19 protein-coding genes are annotated in these 20627 nt (G+C 58.8%); 12 read left to right on the forward strand and 7 right to left on the reverse strand.

Annotated features, from left to right (window positions below):
- The 5 genes from LEPTO7104_RS0112500 to LEPTO7104_RS0112520 all read left to right on the forward strand — a co-directional run.
- Nucleotides 1-1035 (forward strand): sodium:solute symporter family transporter (locus tag LEPTO7104_RS0112500; protein ID WP_017298919.1); only part of this gene is annotated, 1035 nt, incomplete at its 5' end.
- A 220-nt stretch (nucleotides 1036-1255) separates the two neighbouring features.
- Nucleotides 1256-2644 (forward strand): phosphomethylpyrimidine synthase, encoded by a 1389-nt coding sequence (thiC, locus tag LEPTO7104_RS0112505; protein ID WP_017298920.1) that lies wholly within the window; start codon nucleotides 1256-1258, stop codon nucleotides 2642-2644.
- Between the two features lie 137 nt (nucleotides 2645-2781).
- Nucleotides 2782-3240, forward strand: a complete 459-nt coding sequence (locus LEPTO7104_RS0112510) for a DUF29 domain-containing protein (protein WP_017298921.1) — start codon at nucleotides 2782-2784, stop codon at nucleotides 3238-3240.
- A 400-nt stretch (nucleotides 3241-3640) separates the two neighbouring features.
- Entirely contained in the window at nucleotides 3641-4639 is a 999-nt protein-coding gene (locus LEPTO7104_RS0112515) for an IS110 family transposase (RefSeq protein WP_017298187.1), read from the forward strand.
- A 98-nt stretch (nucleotides 4640-4737) separates the two neighbouring features.
- Nucleotides 4738-6216, forward strand: coding sequence for a CoA-acylating methylmalonate-semialdehyde dehydrogenase (locus LEPTO7104_RS0112520; protein WP_017298922.1), 1479 nt, complete (start codon nucleotides 4738-4740; stop codon nucleotides 6214-6216).
- A gap of 109 nt (nucleotides 6217-6325) precedes the next feature.
- Here the strand turns inward: LEPTO7104_RS0112520 and LEPTO7104_RS0112525 are convergent, their stop codons facing one another.
- The 3 genes from LEPTO7104_RS0112525 to vapB form a co-directional block, all read right to left on the reverse strand.
- Nucleotides 6326-6712 carry a type II toxin-antitoxin system VapC family toxin gene (locus LEPTO7104_RS0112525; RefSeq protein ID WP_017298923.1) on the reverse strand — a complete coding sequence of 129 codons (387 nt, stop codon included), beginning with the start codon at nucleotides 6710-6712 and terminating at the stop codon, nucleotides 6326-6328.
- A 35-nt stretch (nucleotides 6713-6747) separates the two neighbouring features.
- Nucleotides 6748-7968: an ISAs1 family transposase gene (locus LEPTO7104_RS0112530; protein ID WP_017297687.1), complete on the reverse strand. Its 1221-nt coding sequence runs from the start codon at nucleotides 7966-7968 to the stop codon at nucleotides 6748-6750.
- An 86-nt stretch (nucleotides 7969-8054) separates the two neighbouring features.
- A complete protein-coding gene (vapB, locus tag LEPTO7104_RS0112535) occupies nucleotides 8055-8276 on the reverse strand; it encodes a type II toxin-antitoxin system VapB family antitoxin (protein ID WP_017298924.1) in 222 nt (73 codons plus the stop codon).
- Nucleotides 8277-8645: 369 nt separating this feature from the next.
- Here vapB and LEPTO7104_RS0112540 point away from each other — a divergent pair, with 369 nt between their 5' ends.
- Both LEPTO7104_RS0112540 and LEPTO7104_RS0112545 read left to right on the forward strand, forming a co-directional pair.
- The gene (locus LEPTO7104_RS0112540; protein WP_017298925.1) at nucleotides 8646-10502 is read left to right on the forward strand and encodes a vanadium-dependent haloperoxidase; all 1857 of its coding nucleotides are present in this window, start codon (nucleotides 8646-8648) and stop codon (nucleotides 10500-10502) included.
- On the forward strand, nucleotides 10499-10804 hold the full coding sequence (locus LEPTO7104_RS0112545) for a hypothetical protein (RefSeq protein WP_017298926.1): 306 nt from the start codon (nucleotides 10499-10501) through the stop codon (nucleotides 10802-10804). The genes LEPTO7104_RS0112540 and LEPTO7104_RS0112545 overlap by 4 nt, the downstream gene beginning before the upstream one ends.
- 211 nt (nucleotides 10805-11015) lie before the next feature.
- On the opposite strand, the gene LEPTO7104_RS0112550 is transcribed toward LEPTO7104_RS0112545, so the two are convergent.
- Entirely contained in the window at nucleotides 11016-11795 is a 780-nt protein-coding gene (locus LEPTO7104_RS0112550; RefSeq protein WP_026072640.1) for a DUF4058 family protein, read from the reverse strand.
- 131 nt (nucleotides 11796-11926) lie between these two features.
- Here LEPTO7104_RS0112550 and LEPTO7104_RS0112555 point away from each other — a divergent pair, with 131 nt between their 5' ends.
- Together LEPTO7104_RS0112555 and LEPTO7104_RS33660 are read left to right on the forward strand one after the other, a co-directional pair.
- Complete coding sequence (locus LEPTO7104_RS0112555; protein WP_017298928.1) at nucleotides 11927-12817, forward strand: AEC family transporter; 891 nt, start codon at nucleotides 11927-11929, stop codon at nucleotides 12815-12817.
- Nucleotides 12818-12862: 45 nt separating this feature from the next.
- Nucleotides 12863-13555 (forward strand): DNA-3-methyladenine glycosylase family protein, encoded by a 693-nt coding sequence (locus tag LEPTO7104_RS33660; protein WP_196358106.1) that lies wholly within the window; start codon nucleotides 12863-12865, stop codon nucleotides 13553-13555.
- Here LEPTO7104_RS33660 and LEPTO7104_RS0112565 read toward each other — a convergent pair.
- On the reverse strand, nucleotides 13509-13982 hold the full coding sequence (locus tag LEPTO7104_RS0112565; RefSeq protein WP_017298930.1) for a Fur family transcriptional regulator: 474 nt from the start codon (nucleotides 13980-13982) through the stop codon (nucleotides 13509-13511). The two genes, LEPTO7104_RS33660 and LEPTO7104_RS0112565, sit on opposite strands and share 47 nt — an antisense overlap.
- Here LEPTO7104_RS0112565 and LEPTO7104_RS40060 point away from each other — a divergent pair.
- Together LEPTO7104_RS40060 and dpsA are read left to right on the forward strand one after the other, a co-directional pair.
- Nucleotides 13982-14284 carry a hypothetical protein gene (locus tag LEPTO7104_RS40060; protein WP_155523616.1) on the forward strand — a complete coding sequence of 101 codons (303 nt, stop codon included), beginning with the start codon at nucleotides 13982-13984 and terminating at the stop codon, nucleotides 14282-14284. The two genes, LEPTO7104_RS0112565 and LEPTO7104_RS40060, sit on opposite strands and share 1 nt — an antisense overlap.
- A gap of 51 nt (nucleotides 14285-14335) precedes the next feature.
- Nucleotides 14336-14872, forward strand: a complete 537-nt coding sequence (gene dpsA / locus LEPTO7104_RS0112570; RefSeq protein WP_017298931.1) for a DNA starvation/stress protection protein DpsA — start codon at nucleotides 14336-14338, stop codon at nucleotides 14870-14872.
- Between the two features lie 193 nt (nucleotides 14873-15065).
- Here dpsA and LEPTO7104_RS36925 read toward each other — a convergent pair whose 3' ends face one another.
- Nucleotides 15066-15650 (reverse strand): (2Fe-2S) ferredoxin domain-containing protein, encoded by a 585-nt coding sequence (locus LEPTO7104_RS36925; protein ID WP_017298933.1) that lies wholly within the window; start codon nucleotides 15648-15650, stop codon nucleotides 15066-15068.
- Nucleotides 15647-15934 carry an Asr1405/Asl0597 family protein gene (locus LEPTO7104_RS33670; protein WP_017298934.1) on the reverse strand — a complete coding sequence of 96 codons (288 nt, stop codon included), beginning with the start codon at nucleotides 15932-15934 and terminating at the stop codon, nucleotides 15647-15649. The genes LEPTO7104_RS36925 and LEPTO7104_RS33670 overlap by 4 nt, the downstream gene beginning before the upstream one ends.
- Before the next feature lie 360 nt (nucleotides 15935-16294).
- Between LEPTO7104_RS33670 and LEPTO7104_RS0112590 the strand changes: the two genes are divergently transcribed.
- Nucleotides 16295-20524, forward strand: a complete 4230-nt coding sequence (locus LEPTO7104_RS0112590) for a DEAD/DEAH box helicase (RefSeq protein ID WP_017298935.1) — start codon at nucleotides 16295-16297, stop codon at nucleotides 20522-20524.
- Nucleotides 20525-20627: the final 103 nt, after the last annotated feature.

Genomic DNA, 20627 nt, shown 5'->3' on the forward strand with positions numbered 1-20627 from the left:
CTGGTGATCACGGCTGTCTTCATCTACACCCTGGTGGGCGGCCTGGAGGCGACGATCTTTACCGACGCCATCCAGTTTGCGGTGATTGTGCCGCTGCTGCTGCTGAGCTTTGGCATTGCGGTGTTTGCCCTGGGCGGCTGGGGCAGTGCGATCGCGCCCGTATCCCAATCTGCGCCTGAACTGCTGACCCTGGCCAATGGTCCCGGCATTCAGTTTGGGGCCACGCTGGTAATCGCGGTGATTGCCGCTGAGATGTTTAACCAGACCAACTGGCAGCGGATCTACGCCTGCAAGAGCGATCGGGTGGTGCGGCAGTCCTTTCTGGGTTCCTTCCTGCTGATTTTGCCGATGCTGTTTATTGCCGGGCTGCTGGGCATTTTGGCGATGAACTTTGGCTTTAACGACGATCGCGCCTTTTTCTCGCTGATTCAGGCGCTGGCGCTGCCGGGCTGGGTCAGCATTGCGGTGCTGGTGCTAGTTCTGGCCCTGGTGATGAGTAGCCTGGACTCGCTGCTCAACGGCATCGCCAGCGTATTTACCCCCGATCTGCTGCGCTTTTTTCCCGATCAATCTACCCATGGCATTTTGCGGCTGAGCCGGGTGCTGACGGTCGCCGTGGGCATTCCCGCGATCGCGATCGCCTCGCGGGGCTACAACGTGCTGTACCTGTTTTTGCTGGCCGATCTGGTCTGCGCCGGGGCGCTGTTTCCGGTGCTGTTTGGCCTGTATTCCAGACGGCTGACGGGGACGATGGCGTTTTGGAGCGCGATCGCATCCATTGCCGCTGGTGCCCTGTTCTTCCCCCGGCCCGACTTTAGCCCCTGGAATGGCTTGCCCTTCGCGGGCGATCTGCTGGTCAGCTTTGCCGCCCCGATCGTAGTGTCGATAGTGCTCTGCCTGGGCTGGATTCAGCTGATGGCCAGCCAGGGCAAGACGGAGGCGTTTGACTTTGGCATTCTCAGCCGTGACATCCGCGCCTACGGCGAGGGGGAAGGGTTAGCGATAGCAAGTGCGGTGGAAGAAGCCCCTAACTAACGCAGTCAACAGGCCAACCACTGCCTCTCTTTTTAAGGGGGGTTGGGGGATCTCCAGGAGCATTCTTGCGGCAATCAACGCCCCATCGCCAAGACTCAATCCCCCACTTTCTTTCGGTAGACAGGCTCGCTAAGGCCCCCTTGAAAAGGGGGCAGGTTCTACCCCATCAACATTTCCTGGAAATCCAAAATCGTACATCTAAAATTACCTGAGGTAAGCCATGAGAACCGAATGGATCGCTAAGCGCCAGGGCCATGCCAACGTGTCGCAGATGCACTACGCGCGCCAGGGCATGATCACCGAAGAAATGGCCCACGTCGCCCAGCGGGAGAACCTGCCCGCCGACCTGATCCGCGACGAGGTGGCGCGGGGCCGTATGATTATCCCCGCCAACATCAACCACCCCAACCTGGAGCCGATGGCGATCGGCATTGCCTCGAAGTGCAAAGTCAACGCCAACATCGGCGCGTCGCCTAACTCGTCCGATATCAACGAAGAAGTGGCCAAGCTGCATCTGGCGGTGAAGTACGGGGCCGACACCCTGATGGATCTCTCTACCGGGGGCGGTGACCTCGACGCCATTCGCACCGCCATCATCCAGGCGTCACCGATTCCAATCGGCACGGTGCCCGTCTACCAGGCGCTGGAGAGCGTCCACGGCAACATCGAAAACCTCACCGCCGATGACTTTCTGCACATCATCGAAAAGCACGCCCAGCAGGGGGTCGATTACCAGACCATCCACGCCGGGATTTTGATTGAGCACTTGCCCCTGGTGCGCGATCGCATCACCGGCATTGTCTCGCGCGGCGGCGGCATTCTGGCCCGCTGGATGCTGCACCACCACAAGCAAAACCCCCTCTACACCCACTTCAACGACATCATCGAAATCTTTAAGCGCTACGACGTGTCGTTTAGCCTGGGGGATTCCCTCCGCCCCGGCTGTTTGCACGATGCCACCGACGCCGCCCAAATGGCGGAACTCAAGACCCTGGGCCAGCTCACCCGCCAGGCCTGGGAGCACGACGTGCAGGTGATGGTTGAAGGCCCCGGCCACGTGCCGATGGATCAGATCGACTACAACGTCAAAAAGCAAATGGAAGAGTGCGCAGAAGCCCCCTTCTACGTGCTTGGTCCTCTAGTGACGGACATCGCCGCTGGCTACGACCACATCAGCTCCGCGATCGGGGCGGCCCTGGCGGGCTGGAGCGGAGCGGCGATGCTCTGCTACGTGACGCCGAAGGAGCACCTGGGTTTACCGAATGCCGAAGACGTTCGCCAGGGCCTGATCGCCTACAAGATTGCGGCCCACGCGGCGGACATTGCCCGGCTCAGGCCTGGGGCGCGCGATCGCGACGATGCCATGTCCCACGCCCGCTACAACTTCGACTGGAACAAACAGTTCGAGCTATCGCTGGATCCTGAGCGGGCTAAGGAATACCACGACGAAACCCTGCCCGCCGACATCTATAAGACCGCTGAGTTTTGCTCGATGTGCGGCCCTAAGTTCTGCCCCATGCAGACCAAGGTAGATGCCGACGCCCTGACTGAGCTGGAAAAATTCTTGGCGAGCGAAGATGCTAAAAAAGCGATCGAGCAGCCTGTTTAACCCAGGTCTTTTAGGAAACACAAACTACTCATCCCGACTGTTCACGGGTGACTGAGCATAGCCCCACTCCAGGCCGCTGGGGTGGGGTATCTAACTGATAAAGCTACAATAATGACCACGCGATTCGGTGGTTCCTAATGCAGACAACCACGCTCTACGACCAAGACTTCCACGCCTGGGCTCAGCGCCAGGTTGAGCTACTGCGCTCGGGTCAACTGGCCAAACTCGATATTGAAAACCTGGCTGAGGAAATTGAATCATTGGGTAGGCAAGAACGCCAGGAGCTTCGCAATCGCTTGGGGATCCTGCTCGGGCATTTGCTCAAGTGGTACTACCAACCCGAAGCCCGCACTAAAAGCTGGGCGGCCACGATTCAAGAGCAGCGCCGCAGAATTCAGCGTCACCTCCAGGAAAACCCCAGCTTGAAGCCCTATCTTGCTGAGGCGATCGCCATCGGCTACGAAGATGGCCTGGATTTGGTCAACATAGAAACGCCCCTCAACCCCCAGCAGCTGCCGCAAACTTGCCCTTTTTCTGAAGCAGAAATCTTTGAGCAGCCTATCGACTGGCCGCCGTCATCTGCCTCGCCTTCCTGACCACAGGATTGTTAATAGGGTGGGTCATCGCGATTGGCTCTGGCTTTACACCGTAGCCCAACCGCCCGACACACCGCTCACCCAAATCGAGCCTGCGGCCATGGGTAAGCGGTAGGTTACAGCGAAGCGACAGGTAAACTGCTGGTGGCATGATAGAAGGGTCGCCTAACCCACCCTTGTATGTAAGGTTTGGCCCAAAATAGACCTAGGAGTGACTCTGGACGCACCCTAAAGCCCTTTGGAGCTTGCTATGTAGAACAAGAGCCTCCCCCTTTCATTGACCTAGATTGCCGCCAGCAGACTGGACAGTATATTAGGGAGTCCTGAGATTCCCAAGCTGGATAACAAGGATAGCGCTGAGAGCGATCTGCCCCCTTGCCGTCATCAGGAGTATCGAACCATGACTCAAAACCTGATTCCCGTTGGCATTGATGTGAGCAAAGCCACCTTACATGTGGCGATTCTATTTCCAGAGCGTGCCAAACCCCAGTATCAGACCTTTGATAACACCGAAGTGGGTTATGCCGCCTTGCAGGCGTGGTTAATCGAGGCCGGGGTGAAGACGGCCCATGTATGCCTAGAGGCGACCAGTATATATGGCCATGGTGTAGCGACAGCGCTCCACCAGCAGGGCTACCGGGTCAGCATTGTCAACCCGGTGCGGATTCACGGCTACGCCAAAAGCCAACTCAAGCGCACCAAAGCTGATCGCCCTGATGCTACGCTGATTGCCCAGTTCTGCCGTGACCTCAAGCCCAGTGCCTGGCAACCGTCATCAGCGGACATCCAAACGCTACAAGAGTACACCCGCCGTCTCGATGCCCTCACCCACATGCTGACCCAGGAGAAGAACCGCTTGGCCATCAGTTCCGACGCGCTAAAGTCTGATATTCAAGCCCACATCACCTTCCTCGAAGCCCAGGTCAAGGCGTTAAAAAAGCAGCTGCGCAGTCATATCCAGAGCCATGAGCACTTGCAGGCCCAGGCGGACTTGCTGGTCTCCATCGTGGGCATCGGCCCCGATACCGCCGCCCGGCTGCTGGCTGAAATCGGCGATATTCATGCCTTTACCTCCGCTCGTCAGCTCGCTGCCTATGCGGGGTTAACGCCCCAAGAACATACCTCTGGCACATCAGTGCAGGGCAAAACCCGACTCTGCAAGATTGGCAATGCCCGCATGCGAAAAGCGCTGTATTTCCCGGCCATCGCCTTCCTGCGCCATGCCCGAGAACTTCACCCTTGGTGTGAGCGCCTAACGGCGGCGGGCAAAACCAAAATGGCGATTATCGGCGCTGCTATGCACAAGCTCATTCGTATCGTCTACGGCGTGTTGTCCTCAGGTCAACTCTACGATCCTGAAAAGCTGAAACCCCAAAAATCGGCCTTGGCTGTCCCTTGACGATCTCGGGCCAACACAGTATCTACGTGCGCTCTATGGAAATTCATGGGCCAAAGCAGGGCCTATGATGCTTAGAGAAGAGTCATCACGGCACCGCTATGACGCAATCGGGGATTCTCAAGAACTACATCGACGGCCAGTGGGTACCGTCCGCCGCAGAGGAAATGCTTGCGGTAGATAACCCGGCCACTGGAGAAGTACTGGGTCAGGTGCCCGTTTCCCCAAAAGATGAGGTCGATCGCGCTGCCCGTGCCGCCGCCGCCGCCTTCGAAGAGTGGCGTCGCGTGCCGCCACCCCAGCGGGTGCAGCCCCTGTTTAAGCTCAAGGATCTGCTGGAAACCCACCTGGACGAGCTGGCCCAGATTGTCACCCAGGAGTGCGGCAAAACCCTGGCCGAGTCAAAGGGCGAGCTGCGGCGGGCGATCGAGAATGTGGAAGTCGCCTGCGGCATTCCGATGATGATGCAGGGCACGGTGCTGGAAGACGTTGCCAGCGGCATCGACGAGTTTATGATTCGGCAACCGCTGGGGGTGGCGGCGGCGATCGCACCCTTCAACTTCCCCGCCATGATTCCCTTTTGGTTTATGCCCTACGCCCTGGCCTGCGGCAACACCTACATCGTCAAACCCTCCGAAAAAGTGCCCCTGACCATGCAGCGCATCTTCGAGCTGCTGGATGCGGCGGGCTTCCCTGCTGGCGTAGTGAACCTGGTGAATGGCGCTAAAGAAACCGTGGATGCGATTCTGGAGCACCCCACCATTCGGGCGATCAGCTTTGTCGGGTCTTCCCCGGTGGCGCGCTACATCTACGCCCAGGCGGCGGCCCACGGCAAGCGGGTGCAGTGCCAGGGCGGTGCCAAAAACCCTGTGATTGTGCTGCCCGATGCCGATCGCGACATGACCACCCGTATTGTCGCCGATAGCGCCTTTGGCTGTGCCGGTCAGCGCTGTCTGGCCGCATCCCTGGCGGTGACTGTGGGGGAAGCGGGGGAGTGGTTTACCGACGCGATCGCCCACACCGCCGCCACCCGCACCGTCGGCAATGGCTTAGACGCCAATGTGCAGATGGGGCCGGTGATCACCGCCCAGAGTCAGCAGCGCATTGAGAACCTGATTCAAACCGGGGCGGATGAGGGAGCAACGGTGCTCGTGGATGGTCGCCATGCCCAAATCCCTGACCTGACAGCAGGCAACTTCGTCAAACCCACGGTGCTGCAAAACGTTCCTCCCAACGGCGAAATTGCCCACACCGAAATTTTTGGCCCGGTGCTGGGGCTGATGCCGGTGGAGACGATCGAAGATGCGATCGCCCTCGTAAACCAAAGTCCCTGGGGCAACATGGCCTGCCTGTTCACCAACAGCGGGGCCGCCGCCCGCCAGTTTCGCTACGAGGCCACCGCTGGCAACATCGGCATCAACATCGGCGTGGCCGCACCGATGGCCTTCTTCCCCTTCAGCGGCTGGAAGGACAGCTTCTTCGGCGACCTCCACGGGCAGGGAGCCCACGCGGTGGAATTTTTCACCCAAACTAAGGTGGTGGTCGAGCGCTGGCCCAAAGAGTGGAGCCGCCAGTTTTGAGAGCAACCACCCCACCGCGCTACGGTGTCGGGCAATGGATGGAGGATGCCCATGGTTTCGACGCTAGCGGTGCAACCGCGCTGGATCAGGTCGATGATGTGGCCTTTGCTCATGCCCACACTCGCTGGATAGGATAGGCGTCAAAAGCCGTGTCGACACTTACAACAGCTAACGAATGTGTAATTGCTTGAGCAATCAGCATGCGATCGAACGGATCGCGATGATGCAGTGGCAATGTTAGATATTGTTCGGCGTCCTTAAAAGAAATTTGAAGTATCTCAATCTCTAATTCTGTGAGCAGTTCTTCTAATGCGCTGAAAGGATTTTCTAACGCTAATTTCCCTAACCCTAGCTTGATAGCAATTTCCCAAATGCTGGCAATACTGAAGAAGATGCTGTTGGCATTTGAGTCAATGACTTCTCTGGCTTTTACACTGAGTTTTGAGCTACCTTCAATGTGCCAAAGTAAGGCATGAGCGTCGATTAGGGCTCTCATCAGGGTAAGCGCAAGAAAACTATCGATACATTGTGCTAGGTTGCGAGCCCTGCAGCAAGGACAGTGAGCATGTAGTCAGGACTCATTGAGGCTCGCTTTGCCTTCTGCTTAAGACTTCGTTTTTTTGAGGTTTCTTGGTTCAGCACACTGATGGCCAAGCGCCTCAGGAGCGCCATATTCTCGCCACCGTGGCCCCGCCTGATGCGAGACTTATCCTCGCCCCAGGTGACATCGAGCACCCAATGGAGTTGATTTTCGATACCCCAATGGGTGCGAATCGCCCGGCCAGCCATGGCGGCATCACAGGGCAATGACGTGAGATAAACCATCGTCTCTCGGGTGATCTTGTTCCAGAGATGTCGGACTCGCTTCACGAAGACGATGGTTTTGAGGCCCACCCATTGCTCGATTTGGTGTAGGTCTCCCATGGCGGCGATGGGTACAGCCCACACCTGCCGATGCTCCCGCCGATGATGGCCCGACTCCACCCGAGCGTCATAACTGTGCTCTAGAGCGGTAAAGTTACCGGCTTCAGCCTGCTCAAACCAGGCCGTGACCTCGGCCCACAGGGTGGGGTGATTGGCCTTGAGACAGAGGACATAGTCGGCCCCGTGCCCAACGATCTCACGAGCAATTTCCTTCTGGGTGCCCATGGCATCGAGGGTGATGATGCAGCCGCTGATATCGAGAAGTTTCAGCAACGCAGGAATGGCGGTGATCTCGTTGCTCTTGGAGGCAACTTTGACTTGCCCTAACAACAGCCGATGCTCGCTGGCCCAGGCGCTGACGACGTGGAGCGCAGACTGCTTGGCGTTGCGGTCATAGGAGCCTTTAATCGTCTTGCCATCGATGGGAATCACTTGGGCTCCACTGCTCTCAACGATCTGCTTCACCCAGCCCAGAAAGCAACGCTCTAGGGCTTCAGGGGCCATCCGCTCGAACAAACGACGATAGGTGTCGGCATGGGGCACGCCGTTCGGTATCGAGAACAGGGTACTCAGCCACGCCTCGTGACTCTCGGCATAGGTTTCGATGTCCTCCCACCCCGTCGCGCCGCCGATGACGGCCAGAATCGCGATCATCACAATGCTCAAGAACGGGTGCTCTACCCCTTGACTGCCACGCGGGTCTTCTAGTTCAGCAAAGTGTGATTCCCACTGCTGCTGAATGGAGTTAGCATCGGTAGCCGCGCTCAAGGGTGGCTTGGTCTGACCGGCTTTAGCCGTCTCTTCATTGGGAGCAAAGCCTTGGCTCATGGGGACTCGCTAAGGGTCGCAGTGATAGCATGCCCCTAGCATGTCACAGACCTATTTTTCTTGCGCTTACCCTGGGGCTCTCATAATTACATGTAGTCCTTCATGTCTTCTAGCGGGGCATCAAAATCATCAGCCATCCAGACTTTACCTTTCCAGACGCCAAATCCGCCTCGCTTTTTATTCTGCGATTCTGACGCATCAGTCTTGTCTAAGTATCGCTCCGACAAAAATTCGATGTAGTGAAGGACTTCTGTCTGCAACGATTCCGGCAGGGCCTCTAGTTTTTCCAAAAGCGTAGGTTGAATCATGACTTTCTCTCCTTCGCAGCGGTAGGTCGGGTTAGCGTTAGCGTAACCCAACAAAACCGTTACTGGTGCTGGGTTTTCTCCTCGAGAGACGCTAGCCCCAAAGGAGCGGCTCCGCGAACGCGAACGCTTCGCTCAACACCAACCTACAGTCGATATCACCCGAGCGGGTACTGTCACCTATCTTGCGGCCTACCTATAGTTGAAATCACCGGGCTACCGAACGGTTTGGCGACAGAAGCCCCAGTGTTTAGCCCATGCATCTACTGAAATTTCTGTAAAAGCAGTCATTTAGCCCTGCCAGCTTCAGGCCGTTAGGGCTTCAATCTCCCTTTCAGCTTTTCACCAGTTCTGATTACCAGGAGTATGTCCATGTCTGATCGTCGACAGGAATCTTATGCTATCCGCCTTGAGGCGGCTGAACTTGCCAGAAGCCGCAACCACCCCGTACACAAGGCCAACGGCGAAGAGCAGCGGTACGCGGGCGACCAGTACTTTATGTCCTTTACCAAAGGGCTGCCCCACAACCCCGAGACCGGGCTGCTGCAAGATCCCCAAGACTTTGTCGAGTTTCGTCGGGCCGTGGATGATGGCTTTATCGATCCGTTTACAGATCGCGTCCGCCACGGAGCTAAGTACGAAGTAGCCCTCGATGGCGGTACCTACGTCGTGCAGCCTGACCCCTGCCCCACCGACAACTTCCGCCAGTGGGAAGCGCCCACCGCCGGAGTTGTGTTTGAGCTAGAAGGCCCCGACTCCCATGCGGTGACCATGCCTCCGGCCCCGGCTCTGCTCGATGCCAGCGGCAACCCCAACCCCGAACTGGCTCTGGAAATTGCCGAAATCTACGAACTGGCGGTGCTGCGCGATCAGCCCTTAAACGATCTGGAAGCGGGCAGCGCTAACGGTACCGTGCAGGCCTCCATCGATCGCCTCAATGCCCTCAGCTATATCGGCAACCAAACCGGTCGCCCCCGCATGGTCAACGGCGCTGGCGTGCTAGATGCTCAAATCGTCTTTCGCGGCTCGTCCCCCGGTGTTGAATTTGGCCCTTACCTGTCGCAGTTCATGCTGATGGGCAATACCGACGTCAACGGCGGCGGCATGGTGGCCGAAGGTTTGATTAACTATGGGGCGCTGCAGGCTAACCAGCGGGTGCCCATCGCGGCCCCCGGCGTTAACTACATGACCACCCTGGCCGACTACGTTAAAGTGCAGCGGGGCATCAGACCAGCGGGCGAAACCTACGTTGACGAGGCTGGGAATCCGGTAACGGGCATGAATCGCCCCGCCCGGCGGTTTATTTCGACCCCCCGCGACCTAGCCACCTACGTGCACTACGATGCGCTGTACGAAGCCTATCTGAATGCCTGCCTGATCCTGCTGGGCATGGGCACTCCTTCTGATCCGGCCTTTGACCACCTCTCTGGAGTGGGCGCGGCTGCCGCCAAGGCTTCCACCCGCCGCCATGCTGGTGGCTTCGCCCTCTACGGCGGGCCTCACATTTTGACTCTGGTCACCGAGGTCGCCACCCGCGCCCTCAAGGCCGTGCGCTACCAGAAGTTCAACAACCACATTCGGCTGCGCCCTGAAGCTCTGGCCTCCCGCCTGGAACTGATGCGCCGGGTAAATGACGGTTCGGTATCCGGTAATCTGGTGCCGCCCGCCCTGAAGGCCGATGTCAATGCCTTCCGCCAGGTGCTGGAAACCAACGGCACCCTGGGGGCCATCTTCTCCGGGCCGGGGCAGGGCACCAACTTCCTGCCCATGGCCTTTCCGGAAGGCTCTCCCATGCACCCGGCCTATGGCGCTGGCCACGCTACCGTAGCCGGGGCCTGTGTCACTATTCTCAAGGCGTACTTTGACACCAGTGCCGTACTGGTTCAAAACGCCAGCGGGAAGGTGGGCTTTAAACGGGCGGCCAGCGGCGATACCCCGATCGCGTTCCGGGCTCCGGCGCTGGGGGCTGCCCAGGACAAGCTGGATGCTTTCACCCCGGCTGAGGCCCTCACCCTGGAAGGGGAGTTGAACAAACTGGCGGCGAACATCTCCATTGGTCGCAACATGGCTGGAGTCCACTACTTCAGCGACTACTACGACAGCCTGCGCATGGGCGAGCAGGTGGCAATCGACATTCTGGAAGAGCAGGCCCTGGGCTATATCACCGACCCGTTTGTGCTCTCGCTGACCACCTTCGATGGCGACGTTGTGAGGATTGGCCGCCGATGACTCGCTTAACCCACTGTCCTCCACGGGTACAACCGCCCCTGCGGGGGCGGGCGGCGGCCTTCGCCGACCCCGAACGATTGCAGTCGATGCCCCAGCCGGTGTTTCGCCGCCATCCTCCCGGGGGCGGGGCCATCCGAGAGCGGGTGGTGTATCGGACTCCCGATCACCCTGTCCATCCCGGCTTGATTGAGCTTTACCAGCTGTGGCCCTACCTGTTCAAGCTGCTCGACCGTCCCTGGAAATGGCTTGCAGCCCTGGCCGCCATCATCATTCTCTCGGTGCTGATTGGCAGCCTGCTGTAGCCGCAGGTTGACGGGAAACAACGGTGTAATGTCGCGATCGCCAGTCCTGCGGGGCTGGCGTTTTGTTTGACGATTGCCCTGGGGCGCTGAAGCACCAGCACAAATTCAATTTGACCTGATTTCAATCAACGCGAAGCAATCACAGGCCAGCGCGAAGCAATCACAAGCCAGCGCGAAGCAATCACAGGCCAGCACAAGACAAGCTCAGAACTCAATCCCTTAAATGCTTTGCCACCAACACAGCCTGCACCCATGCAGCATCGGCGGTGCTGAGGGGCGGCACCGGGTCTTGGCGGTAGTCGATCGCCAAATCGTAGCTGGCGCGATCGTAGACACCATTCACTAAATCTTGAAGATCGACCCAAATTGCCGGGTCGCCCGGCTGAAGCGGGACTGGCAACGATGGCATCGGGTCGCTCAGATTAAACCCATAGAGTTCAGCTAAGGGTCGCTGCTCTGCCCGGCTGACCACAATACGGTAGAGACTGGTAGCCGCAGCACTGCGCAGCGGTAGCGGGCCAAAGGCGCGAATCAAGTCAATCTCAATCAGATGGGTTTGGCTGCCCAATACTTTCAAGCGCTTGGCTTCGTAGAGTTGTCGCCCCTGGCCAGCGCGCTTGTTGCTTGGGGAAAGCAGCTCCAGGGTAGTCACAACGGCTTCAGTGCCGACTTCGCGAATCTCTAAAGAGCGTTCGGTGACCTCCTCCGGCATGGGCAGCTCAACCATCACCGGCTCGACTAAGATCTGCCCCTGGCGCTGAGGCGCTAAATCTGCCGCTGGGGTGGCCCGAAAAACAGCAGCGTCCGGACGACCAATTTGCAAATCCAATGCCGCATCTTGGTACACCCGCTTTTCGATCGCAACCCGATACTTAGGCCGTAATTGTGGCCCCAACTGGTCAGCAATAGCCACCAGCAGCCGGTTATGGAACTCTGACCACAGCCCTGGCTGCTCAAGGTACGGGTCCATGCCGGGGAAGGGGGATGGCATTAGGGCGATCGCAGTTGAGTTAGCTTAAATTTTAGGCGATCGCGCTGGGCAGAAGAGAAGTCGGTCGCTGCATAGCGCCCTCGAAACCGTCACCATGTCATAGGTGGTGACATAACGATTCCTGCGGGTCTATGGAAATCTTGATTTCGGCGATGCTGCCCATTGCTCTGGTGGCAGCGGTGGGCTTTGGGGTGGGGCGCAACCTGGAGCTCGATATGCAAACCCTGGCGCGGGTGAATATCTACGCCCTGCTGCCCGCGCTGGTGTTGAGCAGTCTGGCCAAAACCACCCTGGGCTTGGGCAGCGCTGTGGCGATTGTCATCACGTTCTTGCTCAATACAGCGCTGCTTTACCTGCTGGCGGTGGGACTGGGCCGCCGTCTGAAGTTTTCGGTCGATGAGCAAAAGAGCCTGATTGCCACCACCCTGTTCTCCAATGTTGGCAACATGGGGCTGCCCTTTGTTTTGTTTGCCCTGGGGGATGCCGGGCTGGAGCGAGCGGTGGTGTATCTGGTCGGCTCCAGCGTCATGATTGCCACGGTCTTTCCCATCGTGCTGAAGGGGGCGGGGGTGCGGGCGGGAATAAACTTCACCCTGCGGCTGCCGGTGTTTTGGGCGGCGATCGCAGGCATTGGTCTCCAGGCCGCCCAGGGCACATTTCCTGTCCCTATCGAGCGCGGCGTCACAATTTTGGGGCAGGGGGCCATTCCCCTGGCGCTGCTGACCCTGGGGATACAGCTGTCTCGCACCCAGCTTGTATTTGGCCGCTATGAGCTGCTGGGCGCAGGAATTCGGCTGTTGATATCGCCGATTTTGGCCTATAGCGTGGGCACCGGGCTGGGGTTGCAGGGGCTCGATCGCCAGGTGGTCGTACTGCAAGCGGCCATGCCGGTAGCGGTGAATTCGCTGATTTGGGTGACGGAGCTGGGGGGCGATCGCACCCGCGTCGCGCGAACCATTGTGCTTTCGACGTTTCTCAGTCTGTTTACGCTGCCGGTGGTGCTGTGGCTCAGCAGCCAGTGAGATCGATTTTGGATTGGCGATTTTGGATTTTGGATGGTTGTGGCGATGACGGGTAGTGATGTAGCCAAGACCCTGGATAGCGAGCTGTTGCCGCCCAGCGCTGAGCTGCGGCAGGCGGTGGCGGTGTTGTATGGTCGCGACCCCAGCTTCCAGCGCGTGGAGGCCGAAGCTGGCCCCCTCACCGTGCGCAGTTGGGCGGCGGGGTTTCCTTCGCTGGTGCGCATCATCATGGGGCAGCAGCTCTCATCTCGGGCGGCCCAGGCGATTTTTCAGCGCTTACAGGCAGAGCTGGAGCTGACGCCGGGGGCGATCGCTGCCGCCCCAGACACCACCCTCAAGCAGGTGGGGCTGAGCCGCGCCAAGATTGCCACCTGCCAGCGGCTATCCGCAGCGATTTTGTTAGGTCAACTCAATCTGGAAACTCTTGTAGCCCTGCCCGATGCCGCCGCCGTCGAACATCTCACCCAAATCAAAGGCATCGGGGTGTGGACGGCGGAGGTCTACCTGCTGTTTTGTCTAAAGCGGCTGAGCAGTTTTCCGGCCTCAGATTTAGCCGTTCAAGTCGGCTATCAGCGGCTCAAAGCCCTGGCCCACCGCCCCACCCGCAAAGAATTGATGGCTGCGACAGACTTGCTGCATCCCTATCGTGGCGCGGCGGCCCACCTGCTCTGGCACTACTACCGCCATCTGGCTAGCCCAAAAGCGGCTGACAGCTCGGGCAAATGCCGTACACCGTAAACTGGCAGTTGAGCAGCGAAAACCCGCGCGCGGCGCTCTCGCTGCTGCCCACCTGGGCCATGGTGGCGTCTTCGAACTCCTTCACGGCGCCGCAGTGAACGCACACCAGATGGTGATGCTGGTCCATAAAGGGGGTGTTGAGCTCGTAGTATTTGCGGCCTTCGGCTAGCTCTAGTTCTTGCAGCAGGCTCAGCCGCACCATCACGTGCAGCGCCCGATAGATAGTGGAGAAGCTAATTTTTTCGCCCTGATCGAGCAGCTGTTGATGAATCTCCTCGGCGCTGAGGTGGTGCCCCAGGGCCGCAGCCTGAAACAAATCCAAAATCTTTTGCCGCTGGCTGGTGAACCGAAACCCTTCTTTGTTGAGAACGGTTTTGAGCTGGTCGGCCTCCTGGCTTAAATCTGGCAGAGCTGGATCATGTTCCATTGTCGTTTCGCTACGGTCAAAACAGTCGATTGGGCTATCCATACAAATCAAGCATTCGCGCTTGGGCTGGTGCCCTGATGGGCAAGATTTTCCAGGCGATCGCACCGGGCCTTCTCAAACTAGCCACTGCGGCTGGAACTGCCTTTTTCCTGAGCATTTCGGCCTATCGAAAACCATTTTCGATACTAGCATTCGGGATTATTGAAAATCATTTTCGCTATTCATATTCTCGAGCAAAATTTTCTTTTCTCTATGGTTTTAGGCAGCCAAAATTATTAGCTAGATTCAAAAAAATACGGTAGGCTCAAGGGGCAGCTTAAGGCTGTTTTCATGGCCAATAAAGGGGAATGCTTATGCCTGTTACTGAGACTCTGCTGCAAACCTACGGCGAGGTTGCAGACAACCCAATTTTGCTGGAAACGTCGATTACAGAGCCTGTTGTCGAGGGTTTGGCAACGGTCTATGCCAGCTTTGTGGCCCTGTCTTTGCAATACCAAAAGCACCACTTTGTGGTGGAGGGTTCGGAGTACTACATGCTCCACGACTACTTTGAGGAGAGCTACGATGCGGCCCGAGGTCACGCCCACGACGTGGGTGAGCGTCTGCACGGGCTGGGGGGTATTCCTCCGCTGAGCTTTGGCAAGCTGGGCCAGCTGTGCTGCTTCGATATGGAGGGCGACGACACCTACCGCTGCCGCATCATGATCGACCACGACCTGAAGGCCGAGCAGGGGCTGATCGAGCTGATTCGACGGCTGGCGTCCCAGGCCGAGAGTTTGGGCGATCGCGCCACCCGCTACCTCTACGAGCAAATTCTGCTGAAAACCGAGGAGCGAGCCTACCATCTGGAGCACTTCCTCACTCCAGATAGCCTGAAACTGGGCTGGTAGCCGTTCTCCGCCCCCCTTAAAAAGGGGGGCAGGGGGAATCTAGCCAGTTTTGGCGTCTCTTCAGGTTGCCTCTTGCTCACGCTCACCACTTACGAATCGAAATAGACCGTCCAGATAATCCAGCTTGATAGCGCCAAAAAGGCGACAATCAGCAACCAGTGATCCCATCGCTGGGGGTCAAACGCCTGGCCATTCATGATTGTGGCTTCACCTGAGCCAGCGCTTCGGCAGGGGTGGGGCGATGTAGCATACGGCCGTTGGGTAGCCGCAGATTTGGCCCGTGCTTGCAGGCTTTCATGCAGCCCGTGGCTTTAATGGAGACGTGGCTCAAGTCGGGATTGCTGTCTACGGCATCCTGCAGGGCGCCGTGGAGCTGTCGGCCGCCCTGTTTGTAGCATTTGCCCTTGGTACACACTTCAATGCAGAGGCGCTTTTGCTTGGGCCTGTCTGCTTCCACAACGGGCGAGAGATCCCCCCACTGCTGCCGCAGCAATGATGCCTCACACTCGGGCAGGGGCAGCACGTTGATGGCCCGCCAGCGGTCGTCCTCTGGATAGGCCCAGACCTGAACAAACTCGCCCGGCGCCAGCTCGCGCACCAGCATGGGGCGCAGGTATTTGGGCAGCTTAATCGTGTATTCCGCTGCGCCTACTTGCAGCAGCATTCCTTTAATTTTGCCTTTATCAGAGCGGTAGGCTCCGACATATTGACCTTTGAGCACCTGCCCGGTGGGCGCAGTTCTGGCCTCGGCCAGGGCGGGTTCATGGAGGGTTTTCATTGCAGGTTCCTTTGCTGCCAGCAGCGTTCCAGGTGGTCGGCGAGAGATTGTTTGGTTTTGCTGGTGGCCTGCACCACGCTCCAGACCTGGAGGGCATCGGCGGGGGTGTGGATGACGACGGTGAGGGGGCGATCGCAGCGGCATTCACAAGTCAGGCCCAGCTCTTGCAGGCGACGGTAAACGGTCCAGCGGTTGATGCGATCTAGCTCCAGGCTAGTTCGGGCCTGGGCGGCAGGGTCAAAATCTGGCCCCGATCCTAAAAATTCTGGCTCTAAGACGTGCATATTATCTCGACTGACTCTCCATAGTGGTGGCCCCAAAAGGCCTGGGCTTATTGAAACTGACTCTGAACTAGGCGATCGCAGCGCTCGATAGGGCCAGCCGCTTAAAGGCTATGCCCCTTTACCAGAAGGCATTGCAGCATATTTCAAAAAACTCTTTGCTCAGCTCCACGCAGCCATGAGCCGCTATTGCTATTGACTCTCGTTACTACTAAGATACCCAACCCTGGGGATTAATGCAACAGATTTTCAATAAGGATGGCCTGTTGCCACCGTCCCGGCGGTGGGTACCCAGGACACACCTTAAATCAGCCGGGCCGGTACAATTTCAGGTAACGAGCAGTTCTCTGCGATCGCATCACCATGCCAGCCCCAAAAAACGTTGCCGACCTCCGCGCCAATCTAGTGCAGTCTTACCAAAAGCTCGGGGAGCAAGAGCGGGAGCTGGTGCAGCTGTATTCCATTATTTACGCCCCGGTGGGCAAGGTAAAGCTGCTCGATTGCCTTAACCTCTACTTAGCTGATGCCAAAAAGCCCAAGATTGCGGGGCCGCATCTGCTCAATCCGCTGATCACCCGCCTCAACGGCAAGCGGCTGCTGGTCACCCACAGCACCTACGGCCCCCAGTGCCACCCGCTGCTGGTCGAAATCGCCACCCGCGACGCCATTCACCAGGGCCGCTTTGAGCCGATGGTCAAAGCCGTGCAGACCAAGCTCCCCATTCGCACCCAGGGCTGGAACAAAGCCCTGCGCTATTTTCAAACCGAAGACGAGTTCCTGCGCGAGGTGCGCATCGGCCTCTACCGCTGCGACTGGAACTACATTGAGCAGCAGTTTGAGGCCTACTACAGCAACCCCTACGCCTCTAGCCGCATGTCGATGCCGCAGGTGTTTGAGCTGGTCTGCAACAATCCCTTTGAGCGGGACTGGGTGCTCGGCCTCAAGCAAGACCCCAAACTGTTCGAGGCCGCCCTGGGCAATCTCTGCCTCAGCGCGCTGATGGCGCTGACCCCAGCCGAGGGGGCCATCGCTCTGCTCCAGGAAGAATGCACCCAGCCCGGCTCCACCGTTTCCGATCGCCTCAAGGGCATCTGGATTGAGCAGCTGATCGCCCAAGGTCGGCTGCAAGAAGCGGATGCCGCGCTCCAGGACTACGCCGACGAAAACCCCATCGACCTGCTGCTGCACCAGAGCTGGCTCAGCTGCCTGGGGGGCGACTACGACCAGACGATTCAATCTGGAGCCGTGGCCCTCAAGCTGCTGAAAAAAAGCACCGGCAAGCGCAAAATCTATTTCGACACCGTGCCCGGTCTGTTTCTAGTCCTGGCGCTGATCCGGGCGGGCACCCCGGCCTGCCTCAAAGAAGCCGAGGGCTACGCCCACACCATTGCCGAGCAGGGCTACCGCCACTGGATGAGCGTCATCTATAGCTGTTTAGAGAAAGTTGCCCAGGTGCTCCAGGGCAACACGGCGGCGAAACGCTATCTCACCAATACCCCCGTCAGCAGCCTCGACAACGCCAACAGCTTCGAGGCCCTGATCGACATGCTGTGTCTATACTGGGTCGATTTGGAGGATGCCCAGGAACGGCTGCCCGATATTGCCAGAGAGTTCTACCAGGCCGCCACCGCCGCCGGGTACGACTGGTTTGCCCTCGAAGCGGCTGAGCTGCTGGCTCGGCTTACCCCCGAGAGCAGCTACGCCCAGTCCGCTGCCCAGCTGCGCCAAAAAACCGGCCTTTGCCCCCTAATTGACATCATTACGCCAAAGCAGCCCTGGGAGCTATCGCTAACGGCGCTGATGGGCCTCAACCCTGCCACCCCGTCACCGCAGGCCAAGACAGCGATCGCCAGCGAGTATCGGCTGGCCTGGTTTTTGACGTTCTACTCGACTGAGACCTGGATGCTCCAGCCCAAGGAGCAGAAAATTAGCGTCAAGGGGGGCTGGAGCAAAGGCCGCGCGATCGCCCTCAAGCGCCTCAAGCAGGAGGTCGCTAGCTTCAGCTACCTCACTCCCCAAGACCGCGACGTTTGCTCATACCTGACCCACGACCCCTACAGCTACGGCTACGACAACTACTATTTCGCCGACCAGGCGCTGCTGGCCCTAGTCGGCCATCCCCTGGTGTTCTGGGAAGATTCGCCCACCACTCGGGTCGATGTGGTGAAAGGGGAACCGGCCCTGATGGTGCGCCAAACCAGGGCGGGCCAGCTGGCGATTTCGCTGACCCCAGAGGTGGAGCCTAAAAAGGCGATCGCCCTGGTCAAAGAAACCCCCACCCGGCTCAAGGTGGTCGAGTTTACCGCCAGCCACCACCGCATTGCCGAGGTGCTGGGGCCAAAGAATTCCCTGCAAGTGCCCGAAAGCGCCAAGGAGCAGGTGCTCGCCGCCATCAACGCCGTGGCGGGCCTAGTGACGGTGCACTCCGACATCGGCGGCGGCGTGGCCGATGCTGAAGAAGTCGCAGCCCAGCCCCAGCCCCACCTGCACCTGCTGCCCGCGGGCGAAGGGCTCAAGGTCTCCCTGCTGACCCGGCCCTTTGGCGACGGCGGCCCTTACTACCGACCGGGAACCGGCGGCGAAATGGTGATCGCCGAAATCGACGGCAAGCGTCTGCAAACCCACCGCAACTTAAAAGAAGAGAAAAAACTGGCCCGCGCTGTCGAAACCGCCTGCCCCACCCTGCAACGCCTGGAGGATGAAGCGGGCGAGTGGCTGATCGACGACCCCGAAGCCTGCCTGGAGCTGCTGCTGGAAATTCAAGACCTGGGCGACCAGGCGGTGGTGGAGTGGCCCGAAGGCGAAAAAATGCGGATCGCCAACCGGGTCAGCCTCAGCAACTTCAAGATTCAAATTCAGCGCCAGCGCGACTGGTTTGCCGCCAGCGGCGAGCTGCAAATTAGCGACGACGAGGTGCTGGGCATGAAGCAGCTCATGGAGCTACTCGACGCCTCCCCCGGTCGGTTTGTAAAGCTGGCCGACGGCCAGTTTCTCGCCCTTACCCAGGAGTTTCGCAAACGCCTCGACGACCTGCGGGCCTACTCCGAAACCAGCGGCGACGGCGTGCGATTCCATCCCCTGGCCGGGCTGGCCATGGAAGACTGGATGGATGACGTCGGCCAGCTCAAAACCGACAAGCACTGGAAAGAGCACCTCAAGCGCATCAAAGAAGCCAAGGATCTCAAGCCCGAGCTGCCCTCTACCCTCCGGGCCGAACTGCGCGACTACCAGATTGAGGGCTTTAACTGGCTGGCGCGGCTGGCCCACTGGGGCGTGGGGGCCTGCCTGGCCGACGACATGGGCCTGGGCAAAACCCTGCAAGCTCTGGCCATAATTCTCACCCGCGCCCCCGAGGGGCCGACCCTGATTGTGGCCCCCACCTCGGTGGGCATGAACTGGCTCAGCGAGGCCGAGAAGTTTGCTCCCACGCTGAACCCGATTCAGTTTGGCACAGGCGATCGCCAAAAAATCCTCGACAATCTCCAGCCCTTTGACCTGGTGGTGTGCAGTTACGGCCTCTTGCAGCAGGATGACGTCGGCCAAATGCTGGCCAAAGTAGAGTGGCAAACCATCGTGCTCGACGAGGCCCAGGCGATTAAAAACTCCGCCACCAAGCGATCGAAGGCGGCGATGAAGCTCCAGGGCGGATTCAAAATTCTCACCACCGGCACGCCGATTGAGAACCATTTAGGCGAGCTGTGGAACCTGTTTCGGTTCATCAACCCCGGCCTGCTGGGGTCCCAGGATCAGTTCAGCCAGCGGTTTGCCAATGCGATCGAGCGCAACCAGGACAAGGCGGCCCGCAACCGCCTCAAGAAGCTGATTCAGCCCTTCATTCTGCGGCGCACCAAAACCCAGGTGCTAGACGAACTGCCCGCCCGCACCGAAATCACTCTGCAAGTCGAACTCAGCGCCCAGGAAATGGCGTTTTATGAGGCGCTGCGCAGGGAGGCGATCGAAAAACTTGCCGACCCCAATGTGGAAGCGGGCACCAAACACCTGCAAGTGCTGGCTGAGATCATGAAGCTGCGGCGGGCCTGCTGCAACACCCGCCTAGTCAAAGGCACGACCGCCCTGCCCAGCGCCAAGCTGGAAGCCTTTGGCGGCATCATTGAGGAGCTGGTCGAGAATAACCACAAGGCACTGGTGTTCAGCCAGTTTGTCGATCACCTGAGCATTTTGCGCGAGTTTCTCGACGGTCAGAATCTTAGCTACCAGTACCTCGACGGCAGCACCCCAACCAAGGAGCGCAAAAAGCGGATCGATGCCTTCCAGGCGGGGGAAGGCGATGTGTTTTTGATCAGCCTCAAGGCCGGAGGTACCGGACTGAATCTGACGGCGGCGGATTACGTGATTCACATGGACCCCTGGTGGAACCCGGCGGTGGAAGATCAGGCCAGCGATCGCGCCCACCGCATCGGCCAGCTGCGCCCCGTCACCATCTATCGCCTGGTGGCCAAAAATACGATCGAAGAAAAGATTGTGGACCTGCACAAGCAAAAGCGCGATTTGGCCGACAGCCTGCTGGAGGGCACCGACATGAGCGGTAAGGTCTCCACCGAACAGCTGCTGCAGCTGATTAGCGAAGGGTAAGGCATAGATCTAGTTGACCGACAAAACCCTTAAAACCCTTATGCTGCCGCAGGTTGGGTTAGCTTTAGCGTAACCCAACAGAACCGTTACTGGTGTTGAGTTA

The sequence above is a fragment of the Nodosilinea nodulosa PCC 7104 genome, from assembly GCF_000309385.1.
Lineage (GTDB): Bacteria > Cyanobacteriota > Cyanobacteriia > Phormidesmidales > Phormidesmidaceae > Nodosilinea > Nodosilinea nodulosa.